The organism is Leptotrichia sp. HSP-342 (genome assembly GCF_041199995.1).
Classification (GTDB): Bacteria; Fusobacteriota; Fusobacteriia; order Fusobacteriales; family Leptotrichiaceae; genus Leptotrichia; species Leptotrichia mesophila.
This window is the reverse complement of the sequence record NZ_CP165646.1, coordinates 624876-637914: the sequence shown is the minus strand read 5'-3', so window position 1 is coordinate 637914 and position 13039 is coordinate 624876. Positions and strand designations below refer to the sequence as shown.

24 protein-coding genes are annotated in these 13039 nt (G+C 28.1%); 1 reads left to right on the top strand and 23 read right to left on the bottom strand.

Annotated features, from left to right (window positions below):
- Positions 1 to 25 precede the first annotated feature (25 nt).
- The 19 genes from AB8B23_RS03195 to AB8B23_RS03105 all read right to left on the bottom strand — a co-directional run bounded on the left by AB8B23_RS03195 (position 26) and on the right by AB8B23_RS03105 (position 8897).
- Entirely contained in the window at positions 26 to 922 is an 897-nt protein-coding gene (locus tag AB8B23_RS03195) for a hypothetical protein (protein ID WP_369713375.1), read from the bottom strand.
- An 87-nt stretch (positions 923 to 1009) separates the two neighbouring features.
- Positions 1010 to 1240 carry a hypothetical protein gene (locus AB8B23_RS03190; RefSeq protein WP_369713374.1) on the bottom strand — a complete coding sequence of 77 codons (231 nt, stop codon included), beginning with the start codon at positions 1238 to 1240 and terminating at the stop codon, positions 1010 to 1012.
- Positions 1237 to 1956, bottom strand: coding sequence for a putative HNHc nuclease (locus AB8B23_RS03185; RefSeq protein WP_369713373.1), 720 nt, complete (start codon positions 1954 to 1956; stop codon positions 1237 to 1239). The genes AB8B23_RS03190 and AB8B23_RS03185 overlap by 4 nt, the downstream gene beginning before the upstream one ends.
- On the bottom strand, positions 1923 to 2099 hold the full coding sequence (locus tag AB8B23_RS03180) for a hypothetical protein (RefSeq protein WP_369713371.1): 177 nt from the start codon (positions 2097 to 2099) through the stop codon (positions 1923 to 1925). Before AB8B23_RS03180 ends, AB8B23_RS03185 begins: the two co-directional genes overlap by 34 nt.
- Positions 2100 to 2143: 44 nt before the next feature.
- Positions 2144 to 2467 (bottom strand): hypothetical protein, encoded by a 324-nt coding sequence (locus AB8B23_RS03175; RefSeq protein WP_369713370.1) that lies wholly within the window; start codon positions 2465 to 2467, stop codon positions 2144 to 2146.
- Positions 2468 to 2544: 77 nt separating this feature from the next.
- Positions 2545 to 2988 carry a hypothetical protein gene (locus AB8B23_RS03170; protein WP_369713369.1) on the bottom strand — a complete coding sequence of 148 codons (444 nt, stop codon included), beginning with the start codon at positions 2986 to 2988 and terminating at the stop codon, positions 2545 to 2547.
- Positions 2989 to 3101: 113 nt separating this feature from the next.
- On the bottom strand, positions 3102 to 3716 hold the full coding sequence (locus AB8B23_RS03165; RefSeq protein WP_369713367.1) for a Rha family transcriptional regulator: 615 nt from the start codon (positions 3714 to 3716) through the stop codon (positions 3102 to 3104).
- On the bottom strand, positions 3716 to 3931 hold the full coding sequence (locus tag AB8B23_RS03160) for a DUF3310 domain-containing protein (protein WP_369713366.1): 216 nt from the start codon (positions 3929 to 3931) through the stop codon (positions 3716 to 3718). The genes AB8B23_RS03165 and AB8B23_RS03160 overlap by 1 nt, the downstream gene beginning before the upstream one ends.
- On the bottom strand, positions 3928 to 4422 hold the full coding sequence (locus AB8B23_RS03155; RefSeq protein ID WP_369713365.1) for a hypothetical protein: 495 nt from the start codon (positions 4420 to 4422) through the stop codon (positions 3928 to 3930). The genes AB8B23_RS03160 and AB8B23_RS03155 overlap by 4 nt, the downstream gene beginning before the upstream one ends.
- On the bottom strand, positions 4422 to 4772 hold the full coding sequence (locus AB8B23_RS03150) for a RusA family crossover junction endodeoxyribonuclease (RefSeq protein WP_369713364.1): 351 nt from the start codon (positions 4770 to 4772) through the stop codon (positions 4422 to 4424). The genes AB8B23_RS03155 and AB8B23_RS03150 overlap by 1 nt, the downstream gene beginning before the upstream one ends.
- A complete protein-coding gene (locus AB8B23_RS03145) occupies positions 4769 to 4984 on the bottom strand; it encodes a hypothetical protein (RefSeq protein ID WP_369713363.1) in 216 nt (71 codons plus the stop codon). Before AB8B23_RS03145 ends, AB8B23_RS03150 begins: the two co-directional genes overlap by 4 nt.
- A 23-nt stretch (positions 4985 to 5007) precedes the next feature.
- Positions 5008 to 5430: an SAM-dependent methyltransferase gene (locus AB8B23_RS03140; protein ID WP_369713892.1), complete on the bottom strand. Its 423-nt coding sequence runs from the start codon at positions 5428 to 5430 to the stop codon at positions 5008 to 5010.
- Complete coding sequence (locus AB8B23_RS03135) at positions 5343 to 5666, bottom strand: hypothetical protein (protein WP_369713362.1); 324 nt, start codon at positions 5664 to 5666, stop codon at positions 5343 to 5345. Before AB8B23_RS03135 ends, AB8B23_RS03140 begins: the two co-directional genes overlap by 88 nt.
- On the bottom strand, positions 5667 to 6215 hold the full coding sequence (locus tag AB8B23_RS03130; RefSeq protein WP_369713360.1) for a hypothetical protein: 549 nt from the start codon (positions 6213 to 6215) through the stop codon (positions 5667 to 5669).
- An 8-nt stretch (positions 6216 to 6223) separates the two neighbouring features.
- Complete coding sequence (locus AB8B23_RS03125; RefSeq protein WP_369713358.1) at positions 6224 to 6448, bottom strand: hypothetical protein; 225 nt, start codon at positions 6446 to 6448, stop codon at positions 6224 to 6226.
- Positions 6449 to 7084 (bottom strand): hypothetical protein, encoded by a 636-nt coding sequence (locus AB8B23_RS03120; protein ID WP_369713357.1) that lies wholly within the window; start codon positions 7082 to 7084, stop codon positions 6449 to 6451. It lies immediately after the preceding gene.
- 3 nt (positions 7085 to 7087) lie between these two features.
- Complete coding sequence (locus tag AB8B23_RS03115) at positions 7088 to 7906, bottom strand: conserved phage C-terminal domain-containing protein (RefSeq protein WP_369713356.1); 819 nt, start codon at positions 7904 to 7906, stop codon at positions 7088 to 7090.
- A gap of 4 nt (positions 7907 to 7910) precedes the next feature.
- Positions 7911 to 8297, bottom strand: coding sequence for an HNH endonuclease (locus AB8B23_RS03110; RefSeq protein WP_369713355.1), 387 nt, complete (start codon positions 8295 to 8297; stop codon positions 7911 to 7913).
- Positions 8298 to 8705: 408 nt separating this feature from the next.
- Positions 8706 to 8897 carry a hypothetical protein gene (locus AB8B23_RS03105; protein WP_369713354.1) on the bottom strand — a complete coding sequence of 64 codons (192 nt, stop codon included), beginning with the start codon at positions 8895 to 8897 and terminating at the stop codon, positions 8706 to 8708.
- A gap of 89 nt (positions 8898 to 8986) precedes the next feature.
- Here AB8B23_RS03105 and AB8B23_RS03100 point away from each other — a divergent pair, with 89 nt between their 5' ends.
- Positions 8987 to 9643, top strand: a complete 657-nt coding sequence (locus AB8B23_RS03100; RefSeq protein WP_369713352.1) for a hypothetical protein — start codon at positions 8987 to 8989, stop codon at positions 9641 to 9643.
- A gap of 280 nt (positions 9644 to 9923) precedes the next feature.
- Here AB8B23_RS03100 and AB8B23_RS03095 read toward each other — a convergent pair whose 3' ends face one another.
- The 4 genes from AB8B23_RS03095 to AB8B23_RS03080 all read right to left on the bottom strand — a co-directional run bounded on the left by AB8B23_RS03095 (position 9924) and on the right by AB8B23_RS03080 (position 12872).
- The gene (locus AB8B23_RS03095; protein WP_369713351.1) at positions 9924 to 10100 is read right to left on the bottom strand and encodes a hypothetical protein; all 177 of its coding nucleotides are present in this window, start codon (positions 10098 to 10100) and stop codon (positions 9924 to 9926) included.
- An 89-nt stretch (positions 10101 to 10189) separates the two neighbouring features.
- Positions 10190 to 11746, bottom strand: coding sequence for a DUF4041 domain-containing protein (locus AB8B23_RS03090; RefSeq protein WP_369713349.1), 1557 nt, complete (start codon positions 11744 to 11746; stop codon positions 10190 to 10192).
- 258 nt (positions 11747 to 12004) lie between these two features.
- Positions 12005 to 12430, bottom strand: a complete 426-nt coding sequence (locus AB8B23_RS03085; protein WP_021769713.1) for an ImmA/IrrE family metallo-endopeptidase — start codon at positions 12428 to 12430, stop codon at positions 12005 to 12007.
- 16 nt (positions 12431 to 12446) lie between these two features.
- Complete coding sequence (locus AB8B23_RS03080; protein ID WP_369713348.1) at positions 12447 to 12872, bottom strand: helix-turn-helix domain-containing protein; 426 nt, start codon at positions 12870 to 12872, stop codon at positions 12447 to 12449.
- Positions 12873 to 13039 lie beyond the last annotated feature (167 nt).

Below are 13039 nucleotides of genomic sequence, written 5' to 3'. Positions count from 1 at the left end.
CCTTTCTAGAATAAAAAGACCAGTTTTATTTGGTCTTTTTTAAAATTTTTATTTCTTGTTTTAAAATTTTGTTTTCCTTAATGATTGTTTCCATCTTGTCTTCTATTTCTTTATTCTTATCTTTTATATTTACTGTAGCAAAAAATATCATTACACTAGCTAATATAACTGGTACTAAAAATAAAACTATTTTTTCACAACTAAATTCAAATCTGATCAAAAAAAATAGTCCGCTCATTGTTAAGAGTATTATAGCATTTATTATCATAATATTTTGTACTATATTATCTTTAATACTAGGAATTGTCAATATATTCATTCCTAAAATTGAAAAAATTGTTAAAAATATTCCCATCATTTCTAATACTCTTTTATCATGTCTATCTATTTTTCTATTATTTATCTTAATCTTTTTGTTTTGCTTTTTTATAATTTCTTCGTTATTGATCAATTTCTTACTTTGAACTTGTAGCTTATCATTAAAAATTAATATCTGTTCTTTTTGTTTCATTATTTTATCTTTCAAATCTTCATGCTTTTTTTCATTGATATAATTTCCAATTCTATTAAAATCTGAAGAGCATTTATAGATTTCTAATAATATAAATCCTTGCATTTTTAATATTGTTTCATGAAAAATATATTTTTGCGTATCATCAATATCTTTATTCTTAGATATTTTTTCTTTTAAATTTGTCCATTCATTATTTATTTTTATATTTTTATCTAATAACTCAGATAATTTTTTATATTCATTCTCTAGTTTTTCAATGCTAGTCATCTCAGTTTCAGATTGTAACTTTGTCATTGTCAAATTCCATTCATCTGCTATTTTTTTCAATTTTTCTTTTACATTTTTATCTAAGTCTTCTATTTCTTTCAAAATTTCTTTATCAAAATCACTAAATTGCATATTTCCCATAAACTCCTCCTAAGCATAATATTGTATTATATTATACCCTAAGACCAAAAATATTCAACTGTCATTGTCCTAATTTCCAAAACTTTTTTAAAAATCACATTTTTTTAACTTACGATTGTCTTCTATATCCTGATATTTTAATATTGGCGATACTTCGTGTATGCTTCCGTTTTCAAATTTCAGATATATTTTTTTACTTGTTTTTGATTTTAACTTTTTTATAACTTTATATTGCCTGCACTCTTGCTGAAATTTCTCATAATATGTACTGCAACTTATAGTTATTGCTAAAAGTCCTGCTAATAATAATTTTTTCATTTCTCCTCCTTAAACGCCTTAAAATGATTTTTATAAATTTTCTTCAACTCTTTTACGAGTTCCACATTTAACCAAACCCCCTCAATATAATATTTATTCTTAAACGTTTCCTTGCCTGTTGCGTGGAATTCCTGATGATGCTTGGCACATAAACTCATAAATGGCGTTTTTAATCCGTCACAGTTTTCATATCCGCCTATGCTTGCTACCGAGTTCCAATGATGCAGTTCTATTGTGCTGTACTCATTATGCTCTTTTCCGCAGATACAACAAACTCTTTTTCTCAAGCAGGCAATCACATATCTTTGTGTTATATTGTCGATTTCCAATATATGTTTATACCTTTTATCGTGTTTTCCAAGTATATATAAATTTATTGCAAGTTCCAATGCCTGCTCTATGATAAATGATATAAATTCGTTTGCTGTTTCCATATCGCATTTTGCTGTAGAAAAGTCCAATCTGTCCGTCGCTATTGCAAACTGCTCTTTCATTAGTTCCTTAATCTCTATTAAAGTGTATCCAATCTCATCTCCGAACTGCTTTAACAAAACGTGTATCAAGCCGTTCTGTGCCTGCGATAACTTCTTTACAGGAATAACTTTTATTGGAAAATGATTTAAATATTCTTCCAATTTTTCTTTTATTCCTGGATAAACTTTTTCCACAGGCAATGTTATTATTATTTCTTGATTTGAGATTTCAGCATTTGCCATTTCTTTTTAGCCTTCCTTTTCTTGATAAATTTAATACACTTAAATAAATTGGCATTCAATTTCATGAAATTAAAATCACTTTCATTTACTTCGATTCCACTTAGTAATCTGATTTTTATTTTTTCTAATATATTCTCATCCATTTTTCCTCCATAAAAAAAATCACAGCTAAATTAATAACTGTGATTTAATAAATTTTTATATTTTCTAATCTTTTTACCTCCTGTACTTTTAAAATATAATATTTTACTTTATCTTTTTCTTTAACTTCTCTCATATCCACAATGAATATATCTTGTGAACTAAGTAAGATTTCTCCAGCATGAAGTTTTTTTAAAAATTCTTGATCCCAAACAGAGACTTTTGTAATTTCATTATTAAAAATTACATCCCATTGCGAATTTCCTTGAAAAGGTACTTTGTATACCTTCAGTTCTATATTTTCTAATAAAATTTCCAGTTCTTCTTCCGCATCTTCAGTTTCTTTTTCTTCTGCAGTCATTACATTCATATCTTCTTTAGATAATTCTAATTCTACATCTTCATTATTGAGGAAATATTTTAAATTTTCTCTATCTTTTAATTTTTTTATACTTTTTTTATTTCTTTGCTTACATCTGGATTTGATAAATATAAATTTACAGTTTCAATATTATAATTATTAACTTCTCCATAATAATTAGTTATATTTCCAGTATCAGGATCTATTTTTTTAAATTTTTTCCCTTTTAAGTCTTTTACTAATTTTATAATCTCTAAATACATTTTTATTATCGTTGCCGCTGACACAACATATCCTGTTATTTTTAAAATTTCAGGAGTTATCGCAGAAAAATCTAAAATAACAGAACCTTTATCTGAAGCTTTGAAATTTAATTTAAAATAAGAATCCTTTGCATTTATTGATGTTATTTTTGCTAAAGTATCGTACGTTCCTTTTAAAAATTCTGACAGTTCTTTTGCATCAATTTCATCAGAACCACCAATTTTGACTTTTAAGTCTGCTTTGGTTTCGTTATACATTTTCCACATTTTATTTCCTTTCTTCGGAATAATATATTATATCCTGAATTTCAAAAAAAGCAATGCTTTCACAGTTATTATTCAGTTGTCATTGTCCTTTTATCAACTTAATCTCTTCTATCTTAATTCCTCAATTCTGCTTTTTCTATCCAATTTTGAACATACAGTAAAGCGTTTTTCAAATCTTTTCTCTTCACATCACGATAACTCGCAACTCCAAACCTGTCTTTCAAATCTCTGTATATTGCCGAAAACATTAATTTTCTTTCTGCATCTACTACGTCAAGTCTTTGAAACACTCTTAATGATACTGCTTTTTGCAGCTTTCTTTGTTCAGTTTGATCTATTCTTATCTCGTTATCAACTTTATTTTCTACGATATCAATTCTATGCTTAACACTCTTCATTTCATTTGCCTGCAATATGATCATGTCTTCGATTGTCATTGGTTTTTGAAGCTGTTCAATCTTTTCAATAAGTCTAAATCTTGTTTCAGCATTATATCTTGCACCAAGTTGCAGCACTCCTTTGTAATTCAAAAGAAATGCAGGTTGATTTCTGTTAAAATTATCAATATATGTGGTTGGCTGAAAAATTAGCCGACCTCTTTCTTCCCCTATTTTACTTATTTCGTCTCTTATGTCAGATAAAATATTTTTATGTTCCTTTCCTGTTATTTCTGCTATATCTAAACTTGTTAGTGTATTTCTGTTTTCTATATTCATTAATTCATTCATTAATTTTCATCTCCAATCATCATTTCAATGTATTTTTTTGCTTTCTTGAAGTCTTCGATTCCGTTTTTCTTATTCGCTCTTAACACGTATTTAATAATATTTCCGTGGCAGAAACTATTAAAATCTTTTACAGTCGCTTTTATTACGTCTATAGCTTCAACCTCTAATCCGTCTAATTTATAATGATTCGGGCTATTTACATTATCATTTTTCATTGTTTTACTCCTTGTTCAATAAATTGTTTCAAATTCGGTCTAAAATAATTTTTCCCTTTCAATATTTTTCCATCTTCCCTGAAAATTGCTTTTCTATTTTCCAGTTTGCTCATATTGCTTCTGTGGACTTCCTCAAATGCTTCCATAATTAATTCATCATTAAACCAAGTTCTTTGTTTGTAGTAATCAATTACAAAAAACTGATTGCCGTATGCTCCTAGTTCAAGCGTTGTGCCTATCGCTATGTAATACATATCACAAATAGCATCTAATTTCTCCACATCTGTTTCAGCTTCCAAAAATTCCTTTAGTTCTTCATCAAATAATTTATTTCTTAATTTCATCCGTTCAACACTTATCTCTCTATATACTTCTTTGTTCAGGTATTTTTCTTGTCCAAAAGCCACGTAGAACTCCTTAACAAGTTTTTTCATTTTTTCTAAATACCTTATATCCATTTTTCTCAAATCTAACATTTCTGCGTTTGTCATTATTCGATTTCCTCCACTTCTATTTCTACTTTATCAAATCCACAGCCAACTAATTTTTTAACATTCAGTTCTTCAATCTGCGAATCATCTTCATAAATAATTTTAGTCATTGAATCCAAAATAGCCTTGTTGTAGTTGTCTATGTCTCTTTTTCTCTTATCCTTGAAATAAAGCCTTATATGGATTTTTAAACTACTAGCCAAAGGCTTGTGCCTAAATTGGCTTTTAAGTTCGCCACAGGCTATCTCTTCGAATTCCTTGCCCCTTTTTGATTTGTACCGTCCTCTATGCTTATTTATCCACAAGGAATTTACAGACGGTGGCATTGCGGATAATTCTAGTTTTATCAATCCTTTTCCCTCCTATTCTCTTCCAGCTTAAATTTATAAAGTTCATCATAAGAATACTCCAAAGCCTTCTGCAATTTATTTTCTGGAATCTCCCAGTTAAACTGCTCTATGCTTTTTACATTGCCACGATGACTTTTTACGAATTTAAGCCATTCTTTTTTATCAGTTGTTTTTAACTCGTTATTGTCTATCCTTAGGCAGATAAGTTTCATTTTCGTTTTATTTCCTCCTGATTTTATAATTTCATAAACACAAGCCAATGTGTTTTAGCCCTTTTATTTCCAAAAAGTGGCTTATATTTTATTGTGGCCAAAATATCTTTTAATTTGATTTGTTCTTCGTTCCATTTGAAAATTAATGTTCCGTTTGATTTTAATACCCTCATACATTCATTGAATCCTTGTTCTATGTCGTTTTTCCAAGATTCAGAATTTAATTTTCCATATTTCTTGGCTATCCACGAGTTTTCTCCTGCTCTTACCAAATGTGGTGGATCAAATACAACTAGATAAAAACTTTCATCTGGAAATGGTATTTGTCTAAAGTCGGCCACAATATCAGGACTTACTTTTAAACTTCTTCCGTCGCACAGCGTGTCCTCAAATTCTCTTTTATCCATAAAAACTGTATTTTCATTTTCTCTATCAAACCAGAACATTCTTGATCCGCAGCATGCATCAAGTATTTTCTTTTCCATTTTTCTTCCTCCTTCATCTTAATTTTCAAAATCTTATCAATCTGTCTAATTCTTTTGTTGTTTATCTCTATCTGAATACCATTTTGTTTTATTTCTTCTGCCATTTCCATCATTTTCCTGTCTGGTATCGTGTTCACTTCTCTTAAGCTGTCGTTTTCAAGGCTTAGTCTGTCCTTTTCTCTTTTTAGATTTTGCATTTATCCTCCATTTTTTATAAAGCAGTCTTCTACAAACTTTTTGTTTATCTCCTGTTTTTTTAATTCTATATCTATCCCTTTTTTTCTTAATTCATAAATTCTAGCCAAAACTCCTCGGCTAGTTCTTTTTAGTTTTTTAGAAAGCGTTTTTATCTCAATTGGTTGGCTTTTAACTATTATCCTGTCTTCTTCAACTGTCCATCTTTTGAATTTATTTTTGATTTTTCCAGTTTTTTTATCTAAACAAACTGTGTTAGTAACGTAGCTCAAAAGATTTAAAATCGAGCTAAATTTTACGTTGAGTCTTTCAGAAATTTCACGTTTTCCAAGTCCACTCATCCATAAATTTAAAATTTTTTTATTGAGTTCTTTTCTTAATCGCAAATTTTCTTCAAATTCCTCTTTTGAGTGTCTCCTGATTGAACTATGACAACTCTTCTCGCTTCTGCCCAATGTTTTTGCAATTTCATTATACGGAAGTTTTTGTTCCAGCCTTAATATTTTTAACATTTCGATTTCTTCTGTTGTCCAAGGGGTATATTTTCGCATTTTTCCTCCTAAAATATTTCTTCCTTGAATCCATGTTTCTTTAACCAGTTTCTCGAAAATTCTTTTTCTTCGTTTGTGCAGTTTGGTAAATTACATATTCCTTTGTGTACTCCTGCCCAAAAAGCCAAGTTATTTCTCGGCATATTTTTGTTATGTTTATGCATAAATTCTTTTATTTTGTCCATATCGTAAGTCAATAATACCTTCTTTAATTCATCTTGATAACTGTTCATCTATCCTCCTATCAGCATTTTATTTTTTATTTCCGACAAATCGACCTTATTTTCAATCTGTGCTGTAATATTTTTATATTCAAGCCTTATAAAATTCATATTTTCTGTATTGCCAATCTTGGCTTCCTTGTAACATATCATTCTAGGTTTTATTTGTCCGAATAATTGGCTTGTACCTCTGTAATAGTCAGAAGTTTCATAAGGGCGTTCACAGAATCCTTTGTATATATCATCAAAATCCCATTTCAGAAAATTCTCAAATTCATCATCTTTCATCGTGCATAGTCTATTCCAGCCTATATAATCGACTACGGCGTGTACTCCCTTATCCTCGAAACACACCATACCTTTTCCACCGTTTTTATTCAATGCTGTTTTTAGTAGTTTCTTTGCATAAAATACTTGCTTATCTATATCACATTTTCCTCTTGCCACTCTAACTATTTCGGATACTTTGGGTATAAATTCCAATTTACCACTATGAATAATTTTTTTTATAGCAATTATAAATTCTTCTCCAGTCAAAGTATCTTTCAAATCTTCAAAATAAGCATAAGATACTGATTTTAAGTTTTTAGTGTTCGGAAAATGTCCTATCAAGTAATTGAATCCTGTGTTAAATTCTTCTATCGTCATTTTTTATTCCTCCCCTTCATATCCGTAAAATTTTTTCAAACCTTCTTCCGTTACCGCAAAATCATTATTTTGTTTTTGAAATTTTGACTTTTTAGTTATTGTCGTTTTTTGTTTTAAATAACTCTCAAACTTGTTTCCAAAAAGAGTTTCAGGACGCAAATACTTTTCCATATCTGTGCCTAGCCACTCTTTACACTTTTTGTCTATAACAATTTTAAAATCTTCTAGCTCATATTTTTCTCTTAATCTTGCTTTTATGAGCGTTTGTGTTTTAGGTGATGTTGAACTATATTTTTCTTTTCCTGTACGTTCTGTTTTTTCATTCAAATAGTTAATAATTTGACTATATATATTATTTAATATATTAGTATTATTATAATTATATATAGTATTATTATTTGTCGGATTTTTTTCCGAGTTTTTTGGCTCTTTTTCGGATTTTTTTCCGAGATTATTCGGATTTTTTTCCGAATTTTGTTCAGAACTCGGACTTTTCTCCGAGTTATTATCTTTAAACTCGTTCCAAGTTTTACCTTTTGTGGTAGTTCTTATTAAATCTTTTTTGCCTTGCTTTATATATTCAATAAGCCCTTTTTCCTGCAATACTTTTAAATTTCTGTATACAGTATCGGACTTTTCAAAAAACATTGGCAATTCTTCAAGTATCAAATTTCTTGATACAAAATAATAAGTTTTATTTTCAATTATTTCTTCTTTTGCCCAAGCTGGAGCTTCATATAACAAAGCAAATAATATTCCTTGCTGTGCATTTATTTTCCACTCCATACATTTGGCATTGTTTAAATATGTTGAAAATCTCATAGTTTTACATCCCCTTAATTTTATTTTTTACTGCTCTTAAAAGTTCTAGTTTTTCTTCTAATTGGTTTTCCATTTTCTCTATATTTTCTAAAGTCAATTTTTTGTTTGAAACACCGTTTTTCTTTTCGTATTCATAAAGTTTCAAAAAAAAGTTTGGTCTATTAAAAAAAGATTCTATAGGAAAATTTGCTGTGTTATAATTGTATTTTTTTGAATTGCAGCTTCTACAAACTAATGATAAATTTTCCTTTTTATTCGTTCCGCCAACACTTTTTGCTTTTATATGCTCTATACATAAATCATCTTTTTCAAAATATTTATTACAAATTTGACATTTACAACCATATTTGTTGATTAATTCATTTTTTATTTTCTTATTATTTTTTGCCACGATTTCTCCTCCTTATCATACCTTACATTCGCTGGCAATATGCCAAAATAGTTTGGTTTTTCCATTTTCGTCACATTCCTTTATTTTTATTTTGACTTTTCTATAATTTGTGATATAATATAATCACTCTGGGGTAACCCCTAAGGGAACTTTATATTAAGTTAAACAAAATGATGACAAATTGGGCTGGATTTTTCCAGTCTTTTTTGTTATAATTGTCCTATGCGAGTTTCATCAACTCGCAAACTTAATATAAAGGAGGTAGTGAGATGGTAGATTTCATTGCGATATTTATTCTTTTTGTAATTATTTATTACAGCTTGAATAGATAGGACATGAATTTCACCTCTACTCCTCTGCCCTTAGGGGCTTATGCACTTCATTTGAAGTGCTTTTTTTGTTTACTTTTCAATTTTCTTTTCTACTTTCAATTAAATTAGATAAATTCTTTATATTAAAATTTGGCACAAAATTTCCACTCATTGTGTTATATGCCCAGTTTATCTCTTCCTGCGTATATCCCATTTTCCTTAATTCAAGAAAAGATCCAAATAACTGTGCAAAAAAATCTATTCCTTCTTCAAATTTTTTATTGTCCATTTAATACTCCTTTATTTCATTTTTACCCCCTTTTGAGTTATAATAATATCGCCAAATAAAACCAAATGCACAAGAAAGGAGGTGTTATAATGTTTCCGAAAATTCCAAAAGAATTACTTTCTCAACTTAAAATAGCTCAAGAAATTTATAGACAAAATGCACTTTCAATACAGTTGGCTACAAATCCCAGTGTAAACTCGTATTTAGATATGAAAAATTATCTCCACTCAAGCATTTATCCTATTGAGCAGCAATTAGCACAAATAAATTTAGTTGCCAAGTCTGTTATACCAGATTATATAGTTTGGAGCGAATTTATCAACTCTGCTATCCTTGCCTATAGAAATACCAAAGAAGAAGAGTTTGAAGTAACGGTTAATGAAATTCCTGTCATTATTATCAAGTCTAAATTAGAGGAATACATCGAAGTCTTCAAAAGTCTAAAGCTTTCTATTCCTAAAGATTTGGTTATAAAGCTAGCAATTTCGTATTACATCTTTGCGTTGCTTTTATTTGTTTTTACAACTATTCCTGAATTAAAACCCGCAGGAGAAAGTTTTGCTGCATGGATTTTCAGAACAGGAGGATTAACTTTTCAAAAATATTTTGTAAAAATCGTCTCTCTTTCCAACGAAAATAATGCTTCAGATTTCTTGTCAGAAAATTTATTTGATGCAACAAAATTATTTTTATTTTATTTGTTCAAAAAAGGTTACGATAAAACTTTCAAAAAGAACTCCAAATAAAACATAAAATATTAGAAAAGGCAGTATTTCATATATTGCCTTTTTTATTTTGCTTTCATATTTAAAATATATTACAGCAACCGTTATATATCCGATGCCTATTAATATATTTTGGATATTTAATCCATTTTTTATTACTTTAAACGCTTGATAAGCACATAATATGAATATAAAATTAGATTTGTCTATTTTATATTTCATCTCACACCTCCTTTCTTTTCTTTTGGTTTTTTACCTTTCTTATTTTTGTAACTATAATGTTACAAAGAAATCAAAAAAATTAACCCTTTAAATATACTAGGACTTCATTGTACCGATTTTTTCTATTTTGTTTTATAGCTCTTTTGAACCCTTCGTAGCTATTATATCCAAATTTTTCCATAACTTCTTTCATAGTTAAGCCTTTTGAAAAAATAAGACTTTTGATAGTTCTCATTCTTTTTTCTTCTATTTTCAATTTTCTCACCTCAAAATTATTATACCTTATTTGTAACATTTTTGCAACAAGGTTTTTTAAAAAAAGAAGCTTTTTATAGCTTCAATATTTTATTTCTTTTTTAATTTTAACGTTTCTCTGTATTCTTCAGCTTCTGGAATTTTAGTAAATTCAAATGTTAGCTCTTTGTATTTCGATAACGCATTTTCGATTTCTTCTATGTTGATATTAAAAAACTCTTTTCTATTATTAACCAAATTCACTCTCTTATCACTAAATAAATTGTGCAATTCTTTTTCTAAATTATATGCTTGATAACTAAATATTAATGCGTGAACATCAAATTTAAATGGAACAGAAGCACTACTTAACTCCTTAATCCGTTCCAAAGGCTCAAGTCTTCTAGTTACCCCTATTTTAAATACATTTTCACCAAATGCACCAATATTTGAAATAATATAGACGTACCCTGCTCCGATATTTTCGAGTCTATAATCCAATTCTTCTTTTTCATCAGAATATTGATCAATCGTTCTTTGAATTTCTTCCAATCTTTTCTTCAGGTTCTTTTTCTCTTTTTCATTAGCTATTGACATTTTTATCCTTATTTCTTCCATAGCGTTTTTATAATGAGAAATTTCTTTATCAATATTTCGTTTTTTTCTCTCTATTTCCTGTTGCAATATTTTTTCTTCTCTTTCAGCGTCTCTCTTTTCTCTTAAAGCTTCTTTTTCTATTTGTTTTTGTTCTTCGTATCTATAACCCAAATATAATTCATCAAATTTTAAATTTAAATATGGTTGTGTAATTGATATTTGATTAGTTTTATTTAATTTATTCAATTGTTCAAAAGAATTTTGAATTCTATTTCTTGTTGAATCTAAGTTGCTGTATTTAATTCTGTTAATCGCAGCCTCACATTCAGCATTAAAATTTCTAAGAAGTAATTTAACATTGTCATTTGTCATTTTACGTCCCTTTGCTTCTGAACCATCAACAGTCCAATTTACGGAAACTTTTGCCGCTGTTTTTTCTCTTATCATTGCTTTTTGTTTATTTCTTATTAATTCTAGTTGCTTTTTATAATGATTAGAATCAACGAAATTATATCTTGGTTCATATAATGAGTAATCTTCAACAAATTCAACTTCATTATTCAAAATTTGTAATTTATTTTTATTCTCTTTTATTTCTTTTGTGATTTCAGATATTTCTTGTTGCAACTCGTCTTTTTCTTGTAATATTTTTTCTTTGTTTTGTTTTAATTCCTCTATTTCTTGAACTATTTTTTCTTTCTCATTTTTTACTTCTATCAAATCCATTTTTTCGACTTCTAAAATTTTATTCGCCTGTTCTTCCAGTTTTTTTAATTTAACTTTATAAACTATATTTCTTGATAGAGCTATCACAATTAGCAACAATAATGCTATTTCAGAAAACAAAAAAATTAATGGTATAGTAACTGTACCGATTGTTATTGTGCTGACATTGTCTTGCATTCCTGTGAACGAGAACACAAAGAATAAATAAATAGATGCAAAAACAATTTTCTTTGTATCAGAAATTTTACTTTGATATATTGCAATAGGAGCAGCTATATACCAAAATAGTATCATCAATAGTATTCCCCACCATTTTTGATACCAACGTTTTTTCTGTTGTTCCATAATTCCCTCACTTTCTATTTTATAATTTTATCAAATTATACCATATTTCAAAGAAAAATAAAAGTATAAAAAAAGAGTTGTTTCGTGATTGAAATAACTCTACATTTAATTTAAAATATTATAATTTTAGCCTATATCGACTTTTAAAAAAATCATTGATACAGTACGATCCGCATATTATTTATAACACTTACGTCTCTCTTTGTCAACTACATTTTTTTACTAGTTTTAATAAATATTCAGTGTTTTCTTTCATTTTTATTTCCCAAATCTACTTTTCAACTCCGCCAGTCTCATCAATGCTTTTTCTTCTTCCTTACCAACAAAATAATCCTCTAGTGGAATGTAATTAAATAAAAATTCTGCCAAAAATAAATTTGCCTCATTTTCTAGCTGGTTAGAAAATCCAAAAAAATTATCTTTCATAAAAGAAATATCTTTAGTCGGATGCTTCAATATAGCGTGTCCCAATTCATGTAACAACACTATAATCATCATTAATTCGGAAAGTTTGCTATTAATTATTATTAAACTGACTCCAGCGTTTCTGACATGAAAGCCTTTTATTTCTCCTAAATCCTGAAATATTATTTCAATTCCTGCTCTTTCGCAAATTTTAAAAGGATTTTTTGTTCTGTATTTTTCTATTAAATTTTTTACTCTTAATACAAAATTCTTTTTCATATTCCTCCAATAATGGCTATTTGTTGTTTTTCTTATCCCTTTTTATTTCTTTTGATCTAAAATATGCGTTATTCAAAGCAAGCATTAACTTGTCTTTGTCTTCTTCTGAAACATTTTCATCATTGAAGAAAAAGACAGCATTATCTTCTAAAAATTTCTCTCTTTGCAATTTTTCTCTTCTGTTCAATTGTAAAACTCTATCATCATCTATTTTATCCAAAGCTGCTCCAGCCAAATTAAATAATTCAATTTTGTCTAAATTAAATATTTCTGCTAAAGCTGATAAAACTTTTATTGGAACTTTTTCGTGTTCTTCGTTTTCTAATCTTTTTATACTTGTGTGACTATAATTAATATTTTTTCCTTTTAATTTATTCTCTACTTGTCGCAAAGTTAAATTTCTTTGCTCTCTCTTTTCTTTTAATAATTCGCCTAGCTTCATAAGTATTCCTCCTACTTTCTTATTTTAATTTTACCACATTTTTTCAAAAAGTAACAATTTTGTTACAAAAAAGTGTTGCATTTTTGTTACAAATGTGTTATAATAATTTTGTAGTCAAGATAAGACTGCTTTTTTAAAGGAATTTATGTAACAAAAACGTTACAAAA

What these genes read in the sequence shown, in the direction of transcription:
- AB8B23_RS03195 (WP_369713375.1), bottom strand. Translation starts at nt 922, where the DNA reads ATGGGAAATATGCAATTTAGTGATTTTGATAAAGAAATTTTGAAAGAA.
- AB8B23_RS03190 (WP_369713374.1), bottom strand. Translation starts at nt 1,240, where the DNA reads ATGAAAAAATTATTATTAGCAGGACTTTTAGCAATAACTATAAGTTGC.
- AB8B23_RS03185 (WP_369713373.1), bottom strand. Translation starts at nt 1,956, where the DNA reads ATGGCAAATGCTGAAATCTCAAATCAAGAAATAATAATAACATTGCCT.
- AB8B23_RS03180 (WP_369713371.1), bottom strand. Translation starts at nt 2,099, where the DNA reads ATGGATGAGAATATATTAGAAAAAATAAAAATCAGATTACTAAGTGGA.
- AB8B23_RS03175 (WP_369713370.1), bottom strand. Translation starts at nt 2,467, where the DNA reads ATGAATGTAATGACTGCAGAAGAAAAAGAAACTGAAGATGCGGAAGAA.
- AB8B23_RS03170 (WP_369713369.1), bottom strand. Translation starts at nt 2,988, where the DNA reads ATGTGGAAAATGTATAACGAAACCAAAGCAGACTTAAAAGTCAAAATT.
- AB8B23_RS03165 (WP_369713367.1), bottom strand. Translation starts at nt 3,716, where the DNA reads ATGAATGAATTAATGAATATAGAAAACAGAAATACACTAACAAGTTTA.
- AB8B23_RS03160 (WP_369713366.1), bottom strand. Translation starts at nt 3,931, where the DNA reads ATGAAAAATGATAATGTAAATAGCCCGAATCATTATAAATTAGACGGA.
- AB8B23_RS03155 (WP_369713365.1), bottom strand. Translation starts at nt 4,422, where the DNA reads ATGACAAACGCAGAAATGTTAGATTTGAGAAAAATGGATATAAGGTAT.
- AB8B23_RS03145 (WP_369713363.1), bottom strand. Translation starts at nt 4,984, where the DNA reads ATGAAACTTATCTGCCTAAGGATAGACAATAACGAGTTAAAAACAACT.
- AB8B23_RS03140 (WP_369713892.1), bottom strand. Translation starts at nt 5,430, where the DNA reads ATGTTCTGGTTTGATAGAGAAAATGAAAATACAGTTTTTATGGATAAA.
- AB8B23_RS03135 (WP_369713362.1), bottom strand. Translation starts at nt 5,666, where the DNA reads ATGCAAAATCTAAAAAGAGAAAAGGACAGACTAAGCCTTGAAAACGAC.
- AB8B23_RS03130 (WP_369713360.1), bottom strand. Translation starts at nt 6,215, where the DNA reads ATGCGAAAATATACCCCTTGGACAACAGAAGAAATCGAAATGTTAAAA.
- AB8B23_RS03125 (WP_369713358.1), bottom strand. Translation starts at nt 6,448, where the DNA reads ATGAACAGTTATCAAGATGAATTAAAGAAGGTATTATTGACTTACGAT.
- AB8B23_RS03120 (WP_369713357.1), bottom strand. Translation starts at nt 7,084, where the DNA reads ATGACGATAGAAGAATTTAACACAGGATTCAATTACTTGATAGGACAT.
- AB8B23_RS03115 (WP_369713356.1), bottom strand. Translation starts at nt 7,906, where the DNA reads ATGAGATTTTCAACATATTTAAACAATGCCAAATGTATGGAGTGGAAA.
- AB8B23_RS03105 (WP_369713354.1), bottom strand. Translation starts at nt 8,897, where the DNA reads ATGGACAATAAAAAATTTGAAGAAGGAATAGATTTTTTTGCACAGTTA.
- AB8B23_RS03100 (WP_369713352.1), top strand. Translation starts at nt 8,987, where the DNA reads ATGTTTCCGAAAATTCCAAAAGAATTACTTTCTCAACTTAAAATAGCT.
- AB8B23_RS03090 (WP_369713349.1), bottom strand. Translation starts at nt 11,746, where the DNA reads ATGGAACAACAGAAAAAACGTTGGTATCAAAAATGGTGGGGAATACTA.
- AB8B23_RS03085 (WP_021769713.1), bottom strand. Translation starts at nt 12,430, where the DNA reads ATGAAAAAGAATTTTGTATTAAGAGTAAAAAATTTAATAGAAAAATAC.
- AB8B23_RS03080 (WP_369713348.1), bottom strand. Translation starts at nt 12,872, where the DNA reads ATGAAGCTAGGCGAATTATTAAAAGAAAAGAGAGAGCAAAGAAATTTA.